Origin of the sequence: Pseudoalteromonas sp. CO109Y, assembly GCF_004208935.1 — a bacterium.
GTDB classification, from domain to species: Bacteria; Pseudomonadota; Gammaproteobacteria; order Enterobacterales; family Alteromonadaceae; genus Pseudoalteromonas; species Pseudoalteromonas shioyasakiensis.
On record NZ_SGPD01000019.1, the window covers coordinates 99,889 to 119,160 of the forward strand.

At 41.0% G+C, this 19,272-nt stretch carries 18 protein-coding genes; 11 read left to right on the forward strand and 7 right to left on the reverse strand.

Annotation, left to right across the window (positions count from 1 at the left end; genetic code table 11):
- Positions 1 to 347 precede the first annotated feature (347 nt).
- Together EXT43_RS08060 and EXT43_RS08065 are read left to right on the forward strand one after the other, a co-directional pair.
- Positions 348 to 2,942: a TonB-dependent receptor gene (locus EXT43_RS08060; RefSeq protein ID WP_165385089.1), complete on the forward strand. Its 2,595-nt coding sequence runs from the start codon at positions 348 to 350 to the stop codon at positions 2,940 to 2,942.
- Between the two features lie 238 nt (positions 2,943 to 3,180).
- Positions 3,181 to 4,692, forward strand: a complete 1,512-nt coding sequence (locus tag EXT43_RS08065; protein ID WP_130166739.1) for a tryptophan halogenase family protein — start codon at positions 3,181 to 3,183, stop codon at positions 4,690 to 4,692.
- A gap of 38 nt (positions 4,693 to 4,730) precedes the next feature.
- Here the strand turns inward: EXT43_RS08065 and EXT43_RS08070 are convergent, their stop codons facing one another.
- A complete protein-coding gene (locus tag EXT43_RS08070; RefSeq protein WP_063530410.1) occupies positions 4,731 to 5,441 on the reverse strand; it encodes a DUF6445 family protein in 711 nt (236 codons plus the stop codon).
- A 243-nt stretch (positions 5,442 to 5,684) separates the two neighbouring features.
- Here EXT43_RS08070 and EXT43_RS08075 point away from each other — a divergent pair, with 243 nt between their 5' ends.
- Complete coding sequence (locus EXT43_RS08075) at positions 5,685 to 6,389, forward strand: SapC family protein (protein WP_062566951.1); 705 nt, start codon at positions 5,685 to 5,687, stop codon at positions 6,387 to 6,389.
- A gap of 125 nt (positions 6,390 to 6,514) precedes the next feature.
- Positions 6,515 to 7,549 carry an isoaspartyl peptidase/L-asparaginase gene (locus tag EXT43_RS08080; protein WP_063528531.1) on the forward strand — a complete coding sequence of 345 codons (1,035 nt, stop codon included), beginning with the start codon at positions 6,515 to 6,517 and terminating at the stop codon, positions 7,547 to 7,549.
- A 68-nt stretch (positions 7,550 to 7,617) separates the two neighbouring features.
- Here EXT43_RS08080 and queF read toward each other — a convergent pair whose 3' ends face one another.
- The gene (gene queF, locus EXT43_RS08085; protein WP_130166740.1) at positions 7,618 to 8,463 is read right to left on the reverse strand and encodes an NADPH-dependent 7-cyano-7-deazaguanine reductase QueF; all 846 of its coding nucleotides are present in this window, start codon (positions 8,461 to 8,463) and stop codon (positions 7,618 to 7,620) included.
- Positions 8,464 to 8,522: 59 nt separating this feature from the next.
- Between queF and syd the strand changes: the two genes are divergently transcribed.
- On the forward strand, positions 8,523 to 9,062 hold the full coding sequence (syd, locus tag EXT43_RS08090; RefSeq protein WP_130166741.1) for a SecY-interacting protein: 540 nt from the start codon (positions 8,523 to 8,525) through the stop codon (positions 9,060 to 9,062).
- A gap of 60 nt (positions 9,063 to 9,122) precedes the next feature.
- On the opposite strand, the gene EXT43_RS08095 is transcribed toward syd, so the two are convergent.
- The 3 genes from EXT43_RS08095 to EXT43_RS08105 all read right to left on the reverse strand — a co-directional run bounded on the left by EXT43_RS08095 (position 9,123) and on the right by EXT43_RS08105 (position 10,548).
- Entirely contained in the window at positions 9,123 to 9,896 is a 774-nt protein-coding gene (locus EXT43_RS08095; RefSeq protein WP_063528532.1) for a Zn-ribbon-containing protein, read from the reverse strand.
- On the reverse strand, positions 9,896 to 10,162 hold the full coding sequence (locus tag EXT43_RS08100; protein ID WP_055021916.1) for a hypothetical protein: 267 nt from the start codon (positions 10,160 to 10,162) through the stop codon (positions 9,896 to 9,898). The genes EXT43_RS08095 and EXT43_RS08100 overlap by 1 nt, the downstream gene beginning before the upstream one ends.
- Positions 10,163 to 10,317: 155 nt before the next feature.
- A complete protein-coding gene (locus EXT43_RS08105) occupies positions 10,318 to 10,548 on the reverse strand; it encodes a DUF2789 domain-containing protein (RefSeq protein WP_036969581.1) in 231 nt (76 codons plus the stop codon).
- A gap of 147 nt (positions 10,549 to 10,695) precedes the next feature.
- On the opposite strand from EXT43_RS08105, the gene EXT43_RS08110 reads away from it, so the two are divergent.
- The gene (locus EXT43_RS08110) at positions 10,696 to 11,343 is read left to right on the forward strand and encodes a GNAT family N-acetyltransferase (protein WP_054563618.1); all 648 of its coding nucleotides are present in this window, start codon (positions 10,696 to 10,698) and stop codon (positions 11,341 to 11,343) included.
- 655 nt (positions 11,344 to 11,998) lie between these two features.
- Here the strand turns inward: EXT43_RS08110 and EXT43_RS08115 are convergent.
- Positions 11,999 to 12,298, reverse strand: a complete 300-nt coding sequence (locus tag EXT43_RS08115) for a DUF3301 domain-containing protein (RefSeq protein WP_054553721.1) — start codon at positions 12,296 to 12,298, stop codon at positions 11,999 to 12,001.
- The gene (locus EXT43_RS08120) at positions 12,299 to 13,327 is read right to left on the reverse strand and encodes a DUF3549 family protein (RefSeq protein ID WP_130166742.1); all 1,029 of its coding nucleotides are present in this window, start codon (positions 13,325 to 13,327) and stop codon (positions 12,299 to 12,301) included.
- A gap of 106 nt (positions 13,328 to 13,433) precedes the next feature.
- Here EXT43_RS08120 and EXT43_RS08125 point away from each other — a divergent pair, with 106 nt between their 5' ends.
- The 5 genes from EXT43_RS08125 to EXT43_RS08145 all read left to right on the forward strand — a co-directional run bounded on the left by EXT43_RS08125 (position 13,434) and on the right by EXT43_RS08145 (position 19,264).
- A complete protein-coding gene (locus EXT43_RS08125; protein WP_130166743.1) occupies positions 13,434 to 13,748 on the forward strand; it encodes a YqcC family protein in 315 nt (104 codons plus the stop codon).
- Position 13,749: 1 nt separating this feature from the next.
- On the forward strand, positions 13,750 to 14,523 hold the full coding sequence (gene truC / locus EXT43_RS08130; RefSeq protein WP_063527466.1) for a tRNA pseudouridine(65) synthase TruC: 774 nt from the start codon (positions 13,750 to 13,752) through the stop codon (positions 14,521 to 14,523).
- Positions 14,510 to 14,956: a flavodoxin gene (locus EXT43_RS08135; protein WP_054563623.1), complete on the forward strand. Its 447-nt coding sequence runs from the start codon at positions 14,510 to 14,512 to the stop codon at positions 14,954 to 14,956. The genes truC and EXT43_RS08135 overlap by 14 nt, the downstream gene beginning before the upstream one ends.
- A 117-nt stretch (positions 14,957 to 15,073) precedes the next feature.
- Positions 15,074 to 15,805, forward strand: coding sequence for an RNA methyltransferase (locus EXT43_RS08140; protein WP_130166744.1), 732 nt, complete (start codon positions 15,074 to 15,076; stop codon positions 15,803 to 15,805).
- A gap of 60 nt (positions 15,806 to 15,865) precedes the next feature.
- On the forward strand, positions 15,866 to 19,264 hold the full coding sequence (locus EXT43_RS08145) for an AAA family ATPase (protein ID WP_130166745.1): 3,399 nt from the start codon (positions 15,866 to 15,868) through the stop codon (positions 19,262 to 19,264).
- The last annotated feature ends 8 nt before the right edge of the window (positions 19,265 to 19,272 follow it).

A 19,272-nucleotide genomic window follows, 5' to 3' on the forward strand; every position in this document is an offset into this window, starting at 1 on the left:
TAACTTTTAGTTATGGTTAATAAATGCCCAGTGGAAACTAAAGCTTACAAAAACACATGTAATTTTTAGCAAATTTCAAAAACTCATCCTTTTGATCTTTTCATCTGCAATATCACTCATGCTATATTTGCGCCGTTTATTTGTAACAATTCTTAAAAACTCAATATTAAATATTAGTTATATCAATAGCTTGATTATTTCGTTGTAAATTTTTTGCACAAATTAACCAAAAAGATGTAGCACAAATGTAATTTAGAGTGTATGGTTTGTTACTAGATGACAGCGTTGTCATCATCACTGGGCAGAAGTGATATAAAAAACCAACAAAATGATTCAAGGGGAATCCTGTGTTAGCTAAAAATTTTAAGAAAAGCTTATTAGCAGTTAATATCGGCCTCGTAATGAGTGCTGGGTTCACTGGCGCTGCATACGCAGCAGAAGAAACTAAAGTTCAAGAAGATGTTGAAGTAATTGAAGTTCGCGGTATTCGCCGTTCACTTGAAGCTTCAATGAATACTAAGCGCTTTGCTGACAGCGTTGTCGATGCTGTTTCTGCAGAAGACATCGGTAAGTTTCCTGATGGCGATGTAGGTGAAGCACTTGGTCGTATTTCAGGTGTTGCTGTTAACCGTCAATTCGGTCAAGGTCAGCAAGTTTCTATTCGTGGTGCTTCAAGCCAATTAACACGCACACTTTTAAACGGTCAAACTGTTGCATCAACAGGTTGGTATGACCAACAATCAATCGACCGTAGCTTCAACTACACGCTTTTACCACCTGAATTAGTTGGTGAAATCCAAGTTTATAAATCTTCTCAAGCTGACGTTGTAGAAGGTGGTGTTGGTGGTACTGTTATTGTTAACACTCGTAAGCCACTTGATCTTGACGCTGGTACAACTTTCTTAAGTGCAAAAGGCGATTACGGCACAATCTCTGAAGAAACAGACCCTCAAGTTTCTGGCTTATTTAGCTGGAAAAATGACGAAGAAACATTCGGTTTATTAGGTTCAGTATCTTGGGCTGAAACAAACTACCAACGTAACGGTATCGAATCACTGATCGGTTGGGGTGATATTGTTCCTACTACGTTCCAACAAGAGCGTGAGCGTACAGCATTAAATGCAACTTTCCAGTATCGTCCTACAGAAAACCTAGAGCTAGGTTTAAACATCATGAGCCTTGAGTTAGATGCAAACAATGCAAATACCTCAAACTTCGTAATGTTCCCTGACGACAAAGAAGCAGCTTGTGAGCAAACAAATGCATCAGGTACATGTACTTTCTACCGTCGTACTGGTGAAGGTGTAAATCCAGGTTGGACTCAAACTTGGGCACGTATCGCAAGCATGTCATCTGACACTGCTGATTTCAGCCTTAAATACGAAGGTGAAAACTTCACATTAAAAGGTCGTTTCGGTACAACTGAATCAGAAGGTGGTACAGACCTAACAGCAAACTACGGTAACTTCATCGGTGTTCCATCTGATTACGCTGGTACTTATGATGCTACTGGTGATGTAATCAAAATTGATATCAATAACAAATACTTTGAAGCATCAGATTTTGCAGGTCCATTATCTCCAGCTGGTTGGGCACTTAAAAAGCAACCTAACACAGATGAAGAAACTTACGCACAGTTAGACCTTTCATTCCCTGTTGATTTTGGTGCTATCACAGCAATCAAAACAGGTTTCCGTTGGGCTGACCATGAAGTAAAACAAGAGACTTACTCAACTACTTTAGTTGATACATTACCAAGTGGTGATGGTGAGACTTACTACTCAGGTACAATGTCATCAGGTGCAGGTTTCACTTTACCTGAGCCAGATTTTGACAAAATGGTAGCTGATGCACGCGCTGCAATTGCAAGCTTCGATAATGATTCAGCTGTATACCGCTCAGGTTACGGTACAATCGAAGAAGAAAACTTCGCAGTTTACGCAATGGCTGAGTTCTCTGCAGAATCTATCCGCGGTAACTTCGGTTTACGTTATATCTCTACAGATGCAGAATCAGATTACTACGGTTTTGCAAATGGTGAGTACGAAAGTTCACTAAGCACAGATAAAGCGAGCTACAACGACGTATTACCTAGCATCAATATCGCATTCGATTTAGCTGAAGATGTAATTTTACGTACCTCTGCTGCTCAGGTTATTGCACGTCCTAACTACACAGATATGTTCTCTGCATCATCTTTTGCAGGTTACGCTGATGGTACAGCAAATAACGAAGTACTAACTAAAGGTAACGTAGGCCTTAACCCATTCAAAGCAACTCAAGCTGATTTAGGTATCGAGTGGTACTTTGATGGTGACGGTATGGTAAGTGCAACTTACTTCTTCAAAGACATCACATCATTTGTTACTTCAAGCCAAATCTTGAATCAACAAATCGGTGTTGTAGACCCAGATACTCAAGGTGATAACTGGACGCTATCTACTAAGCTTAATGCAAGTGGTGGCCAAATCGAAGGTATCGAGCTACAAATTCAAGATGGCTTTGACAGTGGCTTTGGTTACTCAGCAAACTACACATTCGTAGATGCACCATCAGAAGCTGAAAACTACCCAGATATGATCCCATTATTCTCAGATTCGTCTAAGCATACTGTGAACTTAGTGGGTTACTATGAAACAGATACTTACTCAGCACGTTTAGCTTATAACTGGCGTTCAGAGTACATGATCCGTGAGCTACCTGGTTTCTACGGTAACCGTGAGCACCAATCATACGGTACGCTTGATTTCAGTGCTAACTACAGCGTAACTGATAACATTGACGTAACGTTTGAAGCTGTTAACTTAACTGAAGAAGACAGCGTACAAATCGGTGTTGCTCCTTCTGATGCAGAAGTAGTTCCTGAGCTTCGTAACGGCTACCCAGCATGGAGCTTTGAAGGTGAAGCACGCTACAAGCTAGGTGTATCACTACGTTTCTAATCTGATTTAGATAACGAAATTAAGAAAGCCCAGCTCGCACTGGGCTTTTTTGTGAGTAATACCAATTCGCAATAATACTTAGTCATTTTGAGGGATTAAACCTGTCGCTAACTGCGTTAAAAATTTCTGATTTAGAACAACTAAATAACGAAATTTTTGCCTTGTTATCAACGAGGTTTTCTTACCTCAAAATAGACTATTTAATTAAGCAAATTGGTATAAAAGTGGGCGAGTAAAAATGATAAAAAAAATCGCAATTGTTGGTGGCGGAACAGCAGGTTGGTTAGCCGCTAACCATTTGGGTCATGCGCTTTTGCAAAGTGGCATTGAGATCACGTTAATCGAGTCTCCTAATATTGCCAGCATAGGTGTCGGTGAAGGTACTGTTCCTTCGATGCGCAACTCTTTGCAAAAGTTTGGTATCAGTGAAAGTGACTTTATCAATGAATGTGATGTTACTTTTAAGCAGTCAATCAAGTTTGTAAATTGGCTAGATAAACACAAACATGGTGCTAACTTTTACCATCATTTATTTGATCACCCACATATATTCGGTGAGGAGTTAACTCAGCAGTGGCTAGCTGAGGGTAACGGTAATGATTACGCAGACTTTGTTTCTAAGCAACATGCGTGTTGTGAAAATAACCTAGCACCGAAAACAATTGCGACACCTCAATATGCAGGTATAAACGGGTATGCCTATCATTTTGATGCTAAAAAGTTTGCTGCATTCTTAGGAAGCCATGCCACGCAACATTTTGCTGTAAAACACCTGTTTGCAGAAATTAAAGATGTCAGCTGTGATGAGCAAGGTTTTATTACACACCTAATCGACTCAGAAGGTAACGCCTTAGAGTTTGACTTTATTATTGATTGCTCCGGTTTTTCGGCTGCCTTTATTGGGCAAAAACTAGGGGTGGGCTTTGTTGATAAGTCAGATAGTTTATTAACTGATACTGCAATCACATTGCAAGTACCGACACAAAATGATGATGAAATACCGCCTTACACTATTGCTACGGCACACCAAGCCGGTTGGATCTGGGATATTGCGCTCACAGAGCGAAGAGGAGTGGGGTTTGTTTATTCATCTAAGTATATGAGCGATGAGCAAGCACACGCTAAATTGCATCATTATTTAGGTAATAAATTTGAGCACTTAACGCCAAGAAAGATCCCGATGAAAGTAGGGCACAGAGAAAAAATGTGGCACAAAAACTGTGTCGCTATAGGGTTGTCGCAAGGATTTGTTGAGCCACTTGAAGCAACTGCCATCTTAATTGCAGACTTTTCTGCGGGGTTATTAGCAAAGCGTTTTCCGCGTACCCGAGATGACATTAACTTAGTTGCTGATGATTATAATCAGCAGGTGAATTATGTATGGCAACAAACGTTCGATTTTATAAAAATGCATTACTGTATTTCGGATAGAACTGATTCAGCCTTTTGGCGTGATAACAAAAAAACCGAGCAGTTATCAGAAAAACTAAAAAATAACCTAGCACGCTGGCAGCGCTTTACACCGGTACGAGAAGACTTTGCCAGTAAGTTCGATTTGTTCGACTTAGAAAACTACTTATACGTACTGTTTGGTATGCATTATGTACCTGCCAAACAGCAATCTAAGCAGAGCAACAACCAACAAGTTGCTGAATTTAAACAGCAGCGCGTCAATCAGCTATTAAGCGAGCTACCTAAGCACAGAGAACTGTTAGATAAAATAAAGAAATTTGGCTTACAGAAGTACTAACTTTATTAACTGAGCTGGCTAAAAAAGTATTAGCCAGCTTAGCTAATTCTAAAAAACGAAGAGATAGATAAACGGCTGTTGCTTAGATCATTACTGTACTTTTTGTGATTAAAAAGAGCTGCGCTATGCAGTAGGTTGCTCTTATAAATTACGAGCCTATTGATCTTGGCTTCAATATCCACCACTTTTTCAAAAAGCGCTGTTGTTTCATTTAAATAGCCTTGATGAGTTGCGCTGTGTTTTTCTGTATCAGCAATCATGTTATGCACGCTATTTTGGTTATAAGCTGTCACTTTAATAATATTCTCAGGCAGGTATTTGTATATGCCTGTGCCGCCCCATTCTTTAGGAGACAAATAATGCACTGCTGCAAATGTTTTATCATCCGTTGAATCAATATGTGGCATACGCTGCAAGGTATTTAAATCATCCGCATTTTGAGTAACTAATGAAAGCTTACAGCGGTGAAGATATAAATTATTTTCACCGCTTGTAATGATCCCTTGCTCTAAAAGCTCGTTAAGTAGCTGCTCAAAAGCTCTGTAGTAAGGCGCAGGCATTTCATCTCGCTTACCGGGGTAGAGTGTTCCATCACTGCCAAAAGGCTGGAAATAGGCCGTATCTGTGGCAAATTGATAAATAGGCTCAAGGCTGTGTAAAAAGTCATCAACAATAATGACAGTCTCATTAATTTCATCAATAAACACTTGGCTTACTTTATAGTCTTTATTTAATTGATAGCTTTCCATTATTTGCCTCAGTCATTCCGTGTTTGTTGAATATACTAACAAAAATAGTGGCTTATGCGTGATAATATTTACTTGCTTATAGCTTGTTTTTTCATCATTTGGGGTTGATTGGTAATGTAGGTAAATTTGTTAATTTATAATGTACAAACTGCCACAAAATTTTCACTTCCTTTTTGTTGCCAAAACCTATAGGCTTTGGGCACTAACAGCAAAAACATATTATAAAATTAATGGAGCAGTATCATGGCGGAGCAACAAGTACAGCCTTTACATAACGAAAAACATGCCAACACTAAAATTCAAAATGGCATCAACATTGAGTTCATGAAAACTCAGCACTTAGTACCTGTGGTTGCACACGAATTTGCACGCATCGCAAATGAATTCCCAATGGCATTTGTTAAAAACAACGAATCAGGTCAATTCCAAGCAGTTGCTTTATTTGGTCTAGAGCCAGGCGAGAACCTTTTCATTCAAGACGACAAATGGACAGCTGCATTTGCACCTATGTCTATGACTCGTTACCCACTAGGTCTTGTTAAGCACCCAGAAGCTGACCAATTTGGTATCGTAATCGACGAAGCAAGCCCACTTGTAAGCGAAGAAACAGGTAATGCACTTTTCGAAAACGGTGAAGAAACTGAATACCTTAAGCGTCGTAAAGAAGCACTTGTTTCTTTCATCGAGTTCTCTCAGGTAACTGAAGCATTCACTAAGTACCTTGCAGACAAAGAACTACTAGTAGCTCAAACGCTAACTGTAGAAATCAAAGGTGAGAAAAAAGACATCAACGGTATCTACCTTGTTGACGAGAAAAAACTTAACTCACTAAGCGATGAAGAGTTCTTAGACCTTCGTAAGCGTGGCTACCTAGCACCTATCTACTCTTTCTTAACGTCTACTCATCAAGTAGCACGTTTAGCACGTTTAAAAGCAGCTAAAGCTTAATTTTAAACAGCTGAAAAAAAGCGCCATTTGGCGCTTTTTTTGTTTCTTTCGTCGGTTAAAGCTTGAAATGCAGCGCCGAATTATTCACATTGGGCTTACAAACTAAAATAAATATAAGTGCCCCTATGTTAAAAACATTACTCACCTCAGCCATTGCGCTAAGCGCATTATCATTTAGTACTTTAAGCTACAGTAGTGATCAACCTTTTGCTATCGCCATTCATGGTGGTGCAGGAACGATTGAAAAGAGCCGCTTCACGCCAGAGCAAGAAAAAGCTTACCGTGCAAAACTAAAAGAAGCCGTTGAAACAGGCTATGCCGTGCTTGAAAAGGGCGGTGAGAGCCTAGATGCTATCACTGCGGCAATTAATGTGCTGGAGAACTCGCCGTATTTCAACGCTGGTCGCGGTGCTGTATATACTTATGACGGTGCACATGAGCTTGACGCATCGATTATGGATGGTCGTACACGCCAAGCAGGAGCTGTTGCTGGGGTTAAACACATTGAAAACCCAATTAACTTGGCGCGCTTAGTGATGGAAAAATCAGTGCATGTTATGCTCAGCGGCCAAGGTGCTGAAGAGTTTGCAAAAACTCAAGGTATGCCGCTGGTTGAAAACAACCTATTTGATACTGAGCACCGTTATAAAGCCTTATTAAAAGCAAAAGAAAAGCTCGATAAACAAAAAGTAACTAGCAAAGACTACCAAGCTGCACACAAAGCCCTGCCGGTTAATTACAAAATGGGCACTGTCGGTGCAGTTGCACTTGATAAAAACGGTAATATCGCTGCAGGTACTTCTACAGGTGGTATGACAGCAAAACGTTTTGGCCGTGTGGGCGATTCACCTGTGATTGGTGCAGGTACCTTTGCTGAAAATGAATCATGTGCAGTATCTGCGACAGGGCATGGTGAGTACTTTATTCGCTACAATGTGGCAGCTGATATTTGTGCTCGCGTAAAATACCAAGGTAAAACCATTGTGGAAGCAGGTAACGAAGTGATCCACGATGTATTAATGCCTATAGGTGGCACAGGCGGTGTGATCATTATTGATGCTAAGGGTAACATTAGCTTGCCGTTTAACACCGCTGGTATGTACCGTGCGAGTAAATCAAATACATCACCAACGTATGTGGGTATTTTTAAAGACGAGTAATTATCTGTAACGAATCTTCAGACAATAAAAAACCGAGTTCACAACTCGGTTTTTTATTGTCACCAAAGTTATTGGCGATTAATTTTTACCTTGAAGGGTGTTTTATCTTGATTCGTTGAGCGATAAGGGTTGATATCTAAACCACCACGGCGTGTATAACGGGCATACACTTCTAGCTCTTCGAGGTTTAACTGCTGCATTAAATCGCAGTAGATACGCTCTACACATTGCTCATGAAACTCATTGTGAGTTCGAAACGAAATTAAGTATTTTAATAATGCTTCATAGCAAATTGCTTGGCCTTTATAACGAATAATCACACTCGCCCAATCAGGCTGTGAGGTGATCAAACAGTTCGATTTTAGTAAGTGACTGTGTAGGGTTTCTGAGACAATCTCATCACCATTATGGCGAAGTGAGCTTGCATCAATATCATAGCTGGTGATTTCGATATCCAGATCATCAATACATTCGCCCGGTAACGCTGAAAATGGCAAACAATTGAAATCATCTGCTTGGTATAAAGTAACGACCACCGGTGCATTAACTGCAGCGGATAAGTCTTTACTCAGTGCTTGGTGAACGTCATCTAGCGTCTCAAAGCGTGTTTGATTAAAGCTATTTAGGTACAGTTTGAATGACTTTGACTCAATGATATGGCTGCTCTGACAAGGAAATACAAATGTTGCCACAGCGACCATTGGCTTACCCTTGCTATTTAGCCACGATAATTCATAGCCAGTCCAAATATCTTGGCCTTTAAACGGTAAGTTATCTTCGCTAACACCTAATGCATCACGGTTTAATTTACGGGCAATAGGAAACAGTAAACTTGGTGTGTAGGTATCTACATACTCTGTGCTTTTACCAAGAACACTGTTTTTCAGTTCGGGTGAGTTGCTGTAATCTGTCATCTTTACACTTTTGTAGTTACAATGGCGGCATTATACCTAAAGCCAATGAGTTTCGCAGTATGTCTGTTTCTACAAAACTAGATAAGTTACATCAAGCATTTAGTGAAAAATGCCTAGAACGCACAGGAAAGCTTCCTGTTATTGAACATGATACAGCATGGCCAAGTCCATGTGAGCAGGGCGAAGTTGATAATCAGGGGCTTATTCAGTGGTGTGCAGTTCCACAACAGCCTTCTGGCAGTTTAGAAGACTTAGCCAAGGCGCTAGAGCTATCGTTTCCTGAAGATTTAAGCCCATTGTTTGGTCATGTCTATGCGGGTAATTTGTTATTGAGTGTTGATGATCATCACATTGAACTGCTACAAGCATGGAATGAAGATGATTTTAGCCGCTTACAGCAAAATATTACCGGTCATGTGTTAATGAAGCGCAAGCTAAAGCAGCCAGAAACCGTATTTATTGGTCTTACAGAGCAAGATGATCTGCTGATCACTGTATTAGTCGAAAGCGGTGAGGTTTGCTTAGAGTATGTGGGTAAAAAACCACATCATGTGCTAGCGAATAGCATCAGTGAGTTTTTAGACAAAGTAACGGTGTAAATTCAATAAGTAAAAGGGGCGGTTGCCCCTTTCGTGTATCTGGTTATTACCTTTATTAGGTTATTGAAAGTCCCACGAGATATTCGAAACAATGCCACAGGGCTCGCAACGAAAATCAAATAAGCCAAACCATGGCTCTGGTAATTTCCACTCGCCATCGCAGCTTGGGCAGCGACGTTTAAGCTCTGACTCTTTGTCAACGCCGCCTACACGGTATAAATAGTAATAAACCGGCTTCTTGGTTAGAAAACTAATACGTTTAGTGATATCGCGACCACGGCGGTATAAGTCACTCTTGATGCTAGTTAGTTCTTCAAGCGCAGGAAATTCACAACGGGTTGCACCATTGATCTGAATTTGATCGCACGCTTGCCAGTCTTCTTGCCATTTAATGAGTGTTTTGTAATCGCCATTGGCAATTGCTGGAATGCGAAATAACGGTACTGGTAAAAAGTCATCACCACAATAAAGCGGGCTACAGGTGTGCACGTACGTGGTATACAAAATATAGCACGATGGATCATTGCACATGTCAGCGCCATTTGAGTGAATGTCTTGGCCGACCACTTTAACTTTTGGTGCCAGTAAGCCTGCAGTGTTTAATTGCTCAATGCTATGTTTTACAAACGGGCTATGGTTGAGCGGATGCATCGCATCTTCGGTTGGGCACATTACACGAGTAATGAAAAATCCATCTTTTAAAACCGTTGGAAATTCATCACCAATTATTTGGCCGTTAAAACGAAGCGCATTCACTAGGCGGTTTATCGCCTGCTCAGCAAGCTCTAAGGTAGTATCTTGGTAGCAATCAAAAGTCAGATCGACAACAAACATTATTTTTTCTCAAGCAGTGCTAATAACCTATCTAATTTAGCTTCAATACGATCCAATTGACTTTCTTTTGGTGTACTCAGTTGTTCATTTGACGGGTTATTGATGAAATTATTAATTGAATCCGGATTGTTTTTATATTGGCTAACCGCAGCGATGATCACAGGCATCGGCATTGGTTGGGCTAGCTTACTTTTAGTTAAGGCAACTGTCGGGGTTTTACCTTCATCAAGAAGGGTTTTAATTGCATCAAATACAACGGCATTCATTTTTGTATAAACTCTTTTATAAAGACTAAAAAGCACCGCAGTATATGGGCTGCAGTGCGCGCGTATGGTAGCAATAATAGATGTGGAGTGAAATTACTTTCCTAATCTACGAGCTAAAAGAATGTTATTTAAGCTCGTAAATTAGGTCGCAGGCGTTACTGGCGTAACCTTGCGTCTAATTCATCAATCACCTCGCTCCAAGCACCATCTTCTGCAAGTGATTCTGCTAAAAAGTGTTGCTGAGCTTCATCCCAAAAAGGCGCTTCCTGCAATAGGGTTGTATCAGACAGTTGATGGGATGCTATAAAAGCATCTATTTCACTTTCTTTGCTCGGTAAACCAAGTTGTGCAAATAGGGTCGAAATATCATGTTTTGTCGTATCCATAGTTCTGCTCCTTGTGTATGGCGATAATTATTACTGCTTAAACTTAATGATGATGAACCGCAGTTTAACTTACGCTGAATTTGTCTTTAATCGCTGTTGGGTATATACCTTATAGTCTAGTACGAAAATAATAAAACAAATAAAAGGATGAGTATTTTGACAGTTGCTGAACCCGAAACCTTAAGTGTGCAATACCTTAGTGCTGAAGATATTAGCACTGCCGCAAGCCTTATTTATCAAGCCTATCATGATGATCCCGTTCTTCAGAATGTATTAGGTTTTCAACAAGATAACCCAAGTAAATATGAAACTAAACTACGTGCCTTAGTGCGTGAAGAGCTAGCAAGTTTCTGGCAAGAAAAGCAGCCTCTAATAGGCCTTTACTCACAAAGTAGATTAAAAGCTATTGCGTGTGTATTTGATTCGGCAAGTGAACTGCAAGCTGAGCGATACTGGCATTGGCGATTAAAGCTGATGCTTAGTGCGGGTTACTTGCAAACCAATCAGCTTATAGAAAAGGAGCGCACTATTCGTGAAGCGCTCTCGAGTAAAGGCCATTATCTGTTTTTAGCCTTTATAGCCGTTGACCCACATTTTCAAGGGCAAGGTTTAGGCAGATATCTGCTACGAGGGCTTGATGATTTAGTTGAGTCAAGCAATCAAGCAAGTGGTTTAGCCGTATTTGTTACCCGCTCTGAACAGCGCGAATTCTTTAGCTCTGAAGGGTTTGAAGTGTTCAAAGCATTAAGCTTTAACCAAGTTGAAGGTGACTTGATGTTCAAAGCAGCAAATTGACAAAAGGACGTTTTGGAAATAGCAATGTGAGATAAATCTCACATTGCTGTGCGTTTTATCAGTTTAATGCCTTTAAATTTGTACCCATAATTGCTTATTGTAATGATTTTAAAGGATTTATTGTTTTTGTCATTTTTGTGACTTAGAAAAAATTACTTTTTATGCCTACCAAGATATCCGCATTTCTCTAAACTTAATCATGTCAAGAAGACGCAGGTTCAACGATTGAACTGATGCCAAGGATTAGGATTATGGCAACTAAGCAAGAAGCTTAGCAGGAAGCAAAGGGACAAGAGCTAGGGAAGCAAGGAAGAACGAGGACACTGCCAGGATGCAGTACAATCGCGGAGCGATTGAAAAGGACTGACCAAAGGATGATTTTAGCAGGAAGCTAAAGGAGCGTTTGGAAAACGAAGTGGATAGCCATTGACGGCAAGAGGACGGCACTAGGATGTGTTAAATGTTACATGAAGTAGCATGGTGGGTGTATCGGATGTATACCCGTTCAGGGGAAAGATAAAAAGGCAGCTTCGGCATAAGTAAGGATACTTAATCATGGAAGTAGCAAGATTGGGGCGTGGCTATTAGCTACGCCTTAGTTCTTTCTGGAGGTCGCACTTCTCAAACAGGCAATTATTCTTGTAAAACTCGCAACTTAAATCTTATGCGGCGGTATTACTACGCTTTTAAGTAATTCGTTTTCCATGATCAAAACGCCTTGATACACGTTTTGTCCATCACTTGAAAACTCAAAAATAAATTCGCTTTTTATACCTGGTTTACCGCTTTTTAAAATGCCAAGTCGGCGCTTATTGCAAGCAACACTCATCAATTGCACATTTAATTGCTCAATTTGTCTTTGTGCATGAAGATTAGCTGCTTCGGCCACTTTTCTGTTTAACCAAAAAAAGTAGATGATGCTGCCAATGATGATGAGTGTCCACAAGCCTGCCATTTACGAAAATAACCTTCCTATTGCTCGAGCGAGTGTTTCGCTACGATTTTCTTTTCTTAATAAACCTAGTAGGTGAGGGCGAATACTAGGAATTGCAACTAAATCGGTGAAAATACTCACAAACAGTTGTTCAATTTTAGTGTGGTGTGCACAGCAATCCATAAACACGTGTAAGCGTTCTGGGTCTTCAAGTGTGCTAAAACAGCGCCCAGCAATCGTTAATAGTACATCTGATTGGGTGTTCATATCAGAGCGTAATACAGCATCAACAAGTTGCGCAGTTAAACCTTGTGCTGGTGTTTTTGATAGGCTTCTAAGGGCTGCAACAAGGGCGATGTCGTCTTTATGCTCTATGGCGTTTAAACCATAGGCTAACAATTGCTCTGCAAACACGGGTTCGATTGCAACATGTTCAAGCATTGCACTTAGCGGCTGTAATACTTCGACTGGTAGTTGCCCCCAAGCGGCTTGTAGATTTGCTAAATTGTTGTCGTTATCTAAACGCATCGCAAAGTCTGCAATACCTTGTACTGCAACACTTTGCCAATTATCAAATCCTAGTTTGCCTGAAAAATACAGCTGCGCATATTCGTAATACTGTGAAGCACTTTGTTTAAGCAAACATTTAACCTCTGCATTAAATGCCGCTAACTTGTTGGCGTTTGGTGTAAATACATACGGGTTGTTGTCTAATTTGCCTTCGGCATTTTCACCGGTAATTTCTGTACCAAGCGCTTCAATTACCATATTTGCGAAGTGATCGCGGCTTGCGCTTACAAGACGGCTTTGCTCATCTAGGGGGAATTTTAAAAACCATACATAAGGTTCTTTAGACGCTTTCACATCCCAAAATTGAATAGCAAGCCAAGCATGACCAGCAAGCGGGTATGGGTAAGGGATTTTTGTTTCTTCAATGGCAAGAAATTGTTTTTTGTCTAATTTCGTGATGTGTCTGCCAATATCGAAGGCACGCCAAGTGGTACCTGCTGCATCCAGAAGTTGCCCTAAAGTGGCGATCTGCTCAGTCATAAAATCTCAATTACCGTAATTAATCTATATCAGCCGCGAATTATACGCCATACCATGGCGCCTTGGAACAGGGTATACTAAGCACAAAGGTATTAAGAGTTTTACAATGCATCAACAGACTTTGGCGCTGCTGCGCGAATTAGAATCCACATTACAACGCCATTCACTTTGGCAAACAACGCCGATTGACCCAAGTGCACTCAATTCTAGTGTGCCGTTTTGTCATGACACCATGGCTTTTGAGCAATGGCTGCAATTTGTTTTTCTTAAAAAAATGCATGCCTTAATCACGCACGCTCAGCCATTACCCCGTAATTTTGCAATTGCGCCAATGGCTGAAATGATGCTGGCACAACACAGCGGCGGTAATGATGTGATTAACGTTTTACAAAAACTCGATCAACTTTTGAGTGATGACTAAGATGCAAGAGAGTGTTAAGCCACAATTTGATGAGTTAACGATTCTGTACCGCGATGAAAATTACATTGCGATTGATAAGCCATCCGGTTTATTGGTTCACCGTTCGTTTTTAGACAAACACGAAACCCAATTTGCAATGCAAATGCTGCGTGACCAAATTGGTCAACACGTGTTTCCTGTACATCGGTTAGATAGACCAACCTCAGGCGTATTACTGTTTGCGTTAAGTTCAGAAGCAGCCCGTGATATGAACCAGTTATTTATTGATGGGCAAATTGAAAAGCGTTATTTAGCTTTAGTAAGAGGCTTTTTAAACGAATCAATCTTCTTAGATAAACCTTTAAAAGAAGAGCTTGATAAAATTGCTGATAAGTTTGCTGATCAAAATAAAGCACCGCAAGAAGCACAAACGCAATTTCATTGCCTGCACCAAGCAAGCTTGCCTATTCCAATTGGTAAATACCCAACAGTTCGTTATTCGCTGGTGGAATGTTTTCCAAAAACTGGCCGCAAACATCAAATTCGTCGTCATTTAAAACATTTATCATTGCCAATTATTGGTGATGTAAATCATGGTGATAATCAGCATAATCAATTTTTTAGAGAGCATTTTCAGCTTCGTCGTTTAATGTTATTTGCCTCTGAATTAAAGTTTGTGCACCCTTATAGCAAGCAACCAATAACAATTAGAGCGCCATTAGGCGATGCAATGTTAACGATTTGCCAGCAACTTGGCTGGCCAACAGAAGAAAAGGATTATTATGGCAACCATTAGTATTTTTGTCGGCAGTGTTTACGGCGGTGCTGAGCGTTTAAGCGAACAAGTTATTGAAGTTATTGAAAAGTCTGAGCATCAAGCGCAATTAGTTGAAAATGGCACGGTCGATGACATGCTGGCTGCGTCACATATTTTAGTGATCACTTCAACGACGGGTCAGGGCGATATTCCTGACAATTTAATCGCTTTATATAGCCAATTAAATGATCAATTTCCTATGTTAACAGGCAAGCAATACGGCATTATTGCTATGGGCGACCGCAGCTATGGCGATACGTTTTGTGGTGCAGGTCGCAGCTTTGATGAGCTATTTCGCGATTTACAGGCAAAACCTGTTGGTCATCGTTTAGAAATTGATGCCTGTGAAGATTTTGAACCTTGGCCTGTAACTGAGCCATGGTTAAATGAGTGGCTGACAAAAATTAGTTAATACCTCTTATTAGCTAGTGCCTGTTAAAAGTGCTGATTGAATAAGCAATTGGCACTTTCCCCTTGGTTTTTCGAGTACAGAATCTGATATACTAAACCATCATTTTATGAGGCTGTTATGATTTCAAAAAACCAACTGAAACTAATTCGTGCATTAGGTCAAAAGAAATACCGTAAGCAATATAACCAGTACCTTGTTCAAGGCGAAAAAAATGTACTTGAATTACTAAACAGTGGGTTAAGTATTGCTCATATATTTGCGACTCCTGCATTTATTTCTGCGCACCAATCAGCGCTTGCAGCCCATCAAGTCATTGAAGCAGATGAAGACAGCCTTACCAAAGCCAGTACACTTGTTAGTAACAACGCAGCCATTGCTGTTGTTGATATGCCAAGTGAGCAAGCATTACCAACATCAGGACTTATTTTAGCCCTTGATGGCGTGTCGGATCCGGGGAATTTAGGAACGATTATTCGTGTTGCTGACTGGTATGGTATTAATCATATTGTTACCAGCACAGACAGTGCGGATGCTTATAATCCGAAAACTATTAGCGCAACCATGGGTTCATTTGCTCGCGTGAGTGTCTCACAAACTGATTTAACCAGTTACTTACCAAGCCTAAAACTCCCAGTGTATGGTGCATTTTTAGAAGGTGAGAACATCCATAAAACTGCTCTTAAGCAAGATGCCGTATTACTCATGGGCAGTGAATCTCATGGTATACGAACTGATTGCGAAAGCTTAGTTACTGATAAAATCACTATTCCGGCTTATGGCCAAGCAGAATCGCTTAATGTAGCAATGGCAACGGGTATTATTTTAGATAATTTTAAGCGCCACGCTTAACCTTTTACCCTAAAATGGGTTAAATTGAAGAATAACAATAAAAATCGGTAAAACAATTAGATGCGCTTAAGCACCATAAAATTAGCGGGTTTCAAATCGTTTGTTGAACCCACTAAGATCCCATTCCCTGATCAGATGACATGTGTTGTCGGCCCGAACGGCTGTGGCAAATCAAATGTCATTGATGCAGTGCGTTGGGTGCTAGGTGAAAGCTCAGCTAAAAACTTACGTGGCGATGCCATGACCGATGTTATTTTTAACGGCTCAACTAATCGAAAACCTATTTCACAAGCCTCTGTTGAGTTGGTGTTTGATAACACCAGTGGCCATTTACCGAATACCTTTGCTGATCGAAACCAAGTGGCGATCAAGCGCTTAGTGACTCGAGATGGCCAGTCAATTTATTTTCTAAATGGCAGTAAATGCCGTAAGCGTGATATTACCGACATCTTTTTAGGCACAGGTCTTGGCCCGCGCAGCTATGCGATTATTGAGCAGGGCATGATCTCGCGTTTAATTGAGAGCAAACCGGCTGACTTACGTGTTTTTTTAGAAGAAGCCGCGGGGGTTTCAAAATACAAAGAGCGTCGTCGTGAAACGCAAACCCGCATTAAAAGCACCCGCGAAAACCTTGAGCGATTGCTTGATGTAAGGCAGGAGTTGCAAACACAACTCGATAAACTTGCAGTGCAATCAGTCGATGCAAAAAAATACCGAGAACTAAAAGCCACTGAGCGCACCTTAAAAGGGCAAATTGCGGTTTTAAAGTGGCAGAAGTTACACCAACAACAAATCGATAAAGCTGAGCAAATTAATAAACTTAAAGAGCAAATCCAGTTCTTTAAAGAAGCGCATTCTGGCCACGATGATGTTTTAGCAAGCCTTGAAACTCAGGTGCAGCTTGAGCAGCAAAAACTGCAAGACGCACAGCAGGCTCAGCATCAAACTCATACTGATTTAACTCGCAAAGAGCAGCAACAGATCAGCTTAAAGCAGCAACAGCAAACACTTAGCCAAAACCTTATCAAACAGCAACAACTGCAGTTACAAAATAAAGAGCTACAAGAAGAGCAACACGCCTCAGCCGCCATTTTACAAGAGCAGCTACAAGAAGCGATTGAGCAAAGTTTACTGTGCGCCGAGCAGGTTGCAGAGGTTGAAGAACAAGTCGCACAGCAACAGCAACAAACGCAAAGCGCCAATGAGCAATATCAAAGCACCTTACAGAAAAGCCAAGCTCATAGCAGTGATATTAATGTTGCAAAGAGTCAACAGGCTCACTTTGCCCAGACTGTTGCGCAACTCGAGTCTCAGCAGGCACAACTTGCCTCTGAAATTAATGAACTTGAAGCGACTCCAGTTGCAGCGCAAATTGCTGAGCAACAACAGCAAATTCAATCACTGACGAAAGAGCTTGCGCAGCAACAAAGTGCGCTGAATAAGCTCACTCAAAATCTAGAACAAGCGGATAAAGAGCAACAGCACTTAGAGCAGGACTTAAAGCGGGTTCAGCAGCACAGTAATGAAAATAGAGCCAGCATAGCTGCGCTTAACTCTTTGTTATCAGAGCAAACCGACAACGAAAGTGTCTCTCTATTGGCGCAGTTAAAGGTGGCTTCTGGCTTTGAGCCGCTAATTGAACAAGCCCTACTTGGCCTTGAGCATCTAAAGGTCAGTCAACATAAAGAGCCTAACAGTGTTTGGCCTGCATCTGATGATGAGTTACCAAAAGAGTCATTAGCTAATTATATCGAATCGGGTGCTTACCCTGATTTATTAGCACGGTTTGCATTTCAACCTTGTTTTGATGACGCTATTTTGGCGGATCCATATTGGCTGGCTGTGATTGATGAAGAGGGCTGTATGCATGGTCGTAACTTTCATACCGATGCCAATAAAGACGCCGACAATTCTTTGCTTTTAAAGCATGCTCAGCTAAGTGATGCTCAGCAGTTAGATGAAGAACTCAACGAGCAATTAGAAACTAAGCAGCAATTGCTAAATGAGCATCTAGCTCACAAGAAAACACTTATCGCCGACAAAGAGCAATACAGAGAACGAATTCACCAAGCGGCTCAGCAGATTGCATCGGCCAGTACTCGCCGTGATATGCTATTAGAGCAGCAAACGCAGTGGCAAAATCAGCGTGTAAAGCTACAACAGCGTCAGACGTTACTGACTGAACAAAAGCAAAGTGCTGAAGAACAGCAACAAACGCAGCAGACTTTACTTGAGCAATTATTAGAGCAGCAGTTAGAACTTGAAACTGAGTTAGAGCAGGCGAAACATCAACAAACTGAGGCAAATAACAACTATCGCCAAGTGGCTTCTCAGCTTGAGCAATATAAAACGCAAGCACATCAAGCAAATTTGGCCGAACAAAAAGCTCGCAGTGAGTGTCAACTTAGCGAAACCAAACTTCAGCATGCTAATGCAGCCCAAAGTGCTGCTAGTGAAGCTGTATTAGAGCTCAACGAGCAACTAGAAGAGCTAGTAATCCCGCTTGAAGAAGTAGCAGAGCAAATTATGCTATTGCTTGAAAAGCATCAACAAAGTGACGTTGAGCTGAAAAACTTGCAAGCGGCCTTGAGTCAAGCTAAAAAGGAGCTTGCTGACAAGCAAACAGCGCTGAAATCGTCGCAATCTGAGTTGGTGACGTTACAAGAGCAGTTGCAAGCATTAGCATTGGATGAGCAAAGTTTAATCGTGAAGGCGCAAGCTGCGTTAGAGCCACTTGAAGAACTGGAACAAAATTTAAAAACAGTACTTGAAGAACTGCCTGACAATGCCAATTTAAATAGCATGCAAACGAGGCTTACAAAAACCACGCAAGCATTAAATGAACTTGGAGCGGTGAACTTAGCGGCAATAGATGAGTTTGAGCAGGCTAAACAGCGCAGCGATTATTTAAATCAGCAGCTTGATGACTTAACACAAGCATTAAATACCCTTGAAGGGGCGATTCAAAAAATCGACCGAGAAACAAAAAATCGTTTCAAGGCGACCTTTGAACAAGTAAATACAGACTTTGGGGAGTTATTCCCAAAAGTGTTTGGTGGCGGTAGTGCTTACCTTGAATTGACCAGTGATGATCTACTTGAAAGTGGGGTGAGCATCATGGCAAGGCCACCAGGCAAGAAAAATTCGACAATTCACCTGCTTAGTGGTGGAGAAAAAGCGCTGACCGCATTATCATTGGTGTTTTCAATATTCAGGCTCAATCCAGCTCCATTCTGTATGCTAGATGAAGTGGATGCGCCATTGGATGATGCGAATGTGGGTCGTTTTTGCCGTTTGGTAGAAGAGATGTCACAATCAGTACAATTTATTTATATCAGTCATAACAAGATTGCTATGGAAATGGCAGGCAGATTGACCGGTGTAACTATGGCTGAACCAGGTGTATCACGTATGGTCGCTGTAGATATAGAACAAGCTGTGCAAATGGCACATGCATAAAATTTAGG

Bases quoted from the DNA above. Each gene is read 5' to 3' on its own strand.
- queF (WP_130166740.1), bottom strand. From the start codon at position 8,463: ATGACAGATTACAGCAACTCACCCGAACTGAAAAACAGTGTTCTTGGT.
- EXT43_RS08080 (WP_063528531.1), top strand. From the start codon at position 6,515: ATGTTAAAAACATTACTCACCTCAGCCATTGCGCTAAGCGCATTATCA.
- EXT43_RS08145 (WP_130166745.1), top strand. From the start codon at position 15,866: ATGCGCTTAAGCACCATAAAATTAGCGGGTTTCAAATCGTTTGTTGAA.
- EXT43_RS08115 (WP_054553721.1), bottom strand. From the start codon at position 12,298: ATGGCAGGCTTGTGGACACTCATCATCATTGGCAGCATCATCTACTTT.
- EXT43_RS08135 (WP_054563623.1), top strand. From the start codon at position 14,510: ATGGCAACCATTAGTATTTTTGTCGGCAGTGTTTACGGCGGTGCTGAG.
- truC (WP_063527466.1), top strand. From the start codon at position 13,750: ATGCAAGAGAGTGTTAAGCCACAATTTGATGAGTTAACGATTCTGTAC.
- EXT43_RS08110 (WP_054563618.1), top strand. From the start codon at position 10,696: ATGAGTATTTTGACAGTTGCTGAACCCGAAACCTTAAGTGTGCAATAC.
- EXT43_RS08140 (WP_130166744.1), top strand. From the start codon at position 15,074: ATGATTTCAAAAAACCAACTGAAACTAATTCGTGCATTAGGTCAAAAG.
- EXT43_RS08065 (WP_130166739.1), top strand. From the start codon at position 3,181: ATGATAAAAAAAATCGCAATTGTTGGTGGCGGAACAGCAGGTTGGTTA.
- EXT43_RS08070 (WP_063530410.1), bottom strand. From the start codon at position 5,441: ATGGAAAGCTATCAATTAAATAAAGACTATAAAGTAAGCCAAGTGTTT.
- EXT43_RS08120 (WP_130166742.1), bottom strand. From the start codon at position 13,327: ATGACTGAGCAGATCGCCACTTTAGGGCAACTTCTGGATGCAGCAGGT.
- syd (WP_130166741.1), top strand. From the start codon at position 8,523: ATGTCTGTTTCTACAAAACTAGATAAGTTACATCAAGCATTTAGTGAA.
- EXT43_RS08095 (WP_063528532.1), bottom strand. From the start codon at position 9,896: ATGTTTGTTGTCGATCTGACTTTTGATTGCTACCAAGATACTACCTTA.
- EXT43_RS08125 (WP_130166743.1), top strand. From the start codon at position 13,434: ATGCATCAACAGACTTTGGCGCTGCTGCGCGAATTAGAATCCACATTA.
- EXT43_RS08105 (WP_036969581.1), bottom strand. From the start codon at position 10,548: ATGGATACGACAAAACATGATATTTCGACCCTATTTGCACAACTTGGT.
- EXT43_RS08075 (WP_062566951.1), top strand. From the start codon at position 5,685: ATGGCGGAGCAACAAGTACAGCCTTTACATAACGAAAAACATGCCAAC.
- EXT43_RS08100 (WP_055021916.1), bottom strand. From the start codon at position 10,162: ATGAATGCCGTTGTATTTGATGCAATTAAAACCCTTCTTGATGAAGGT.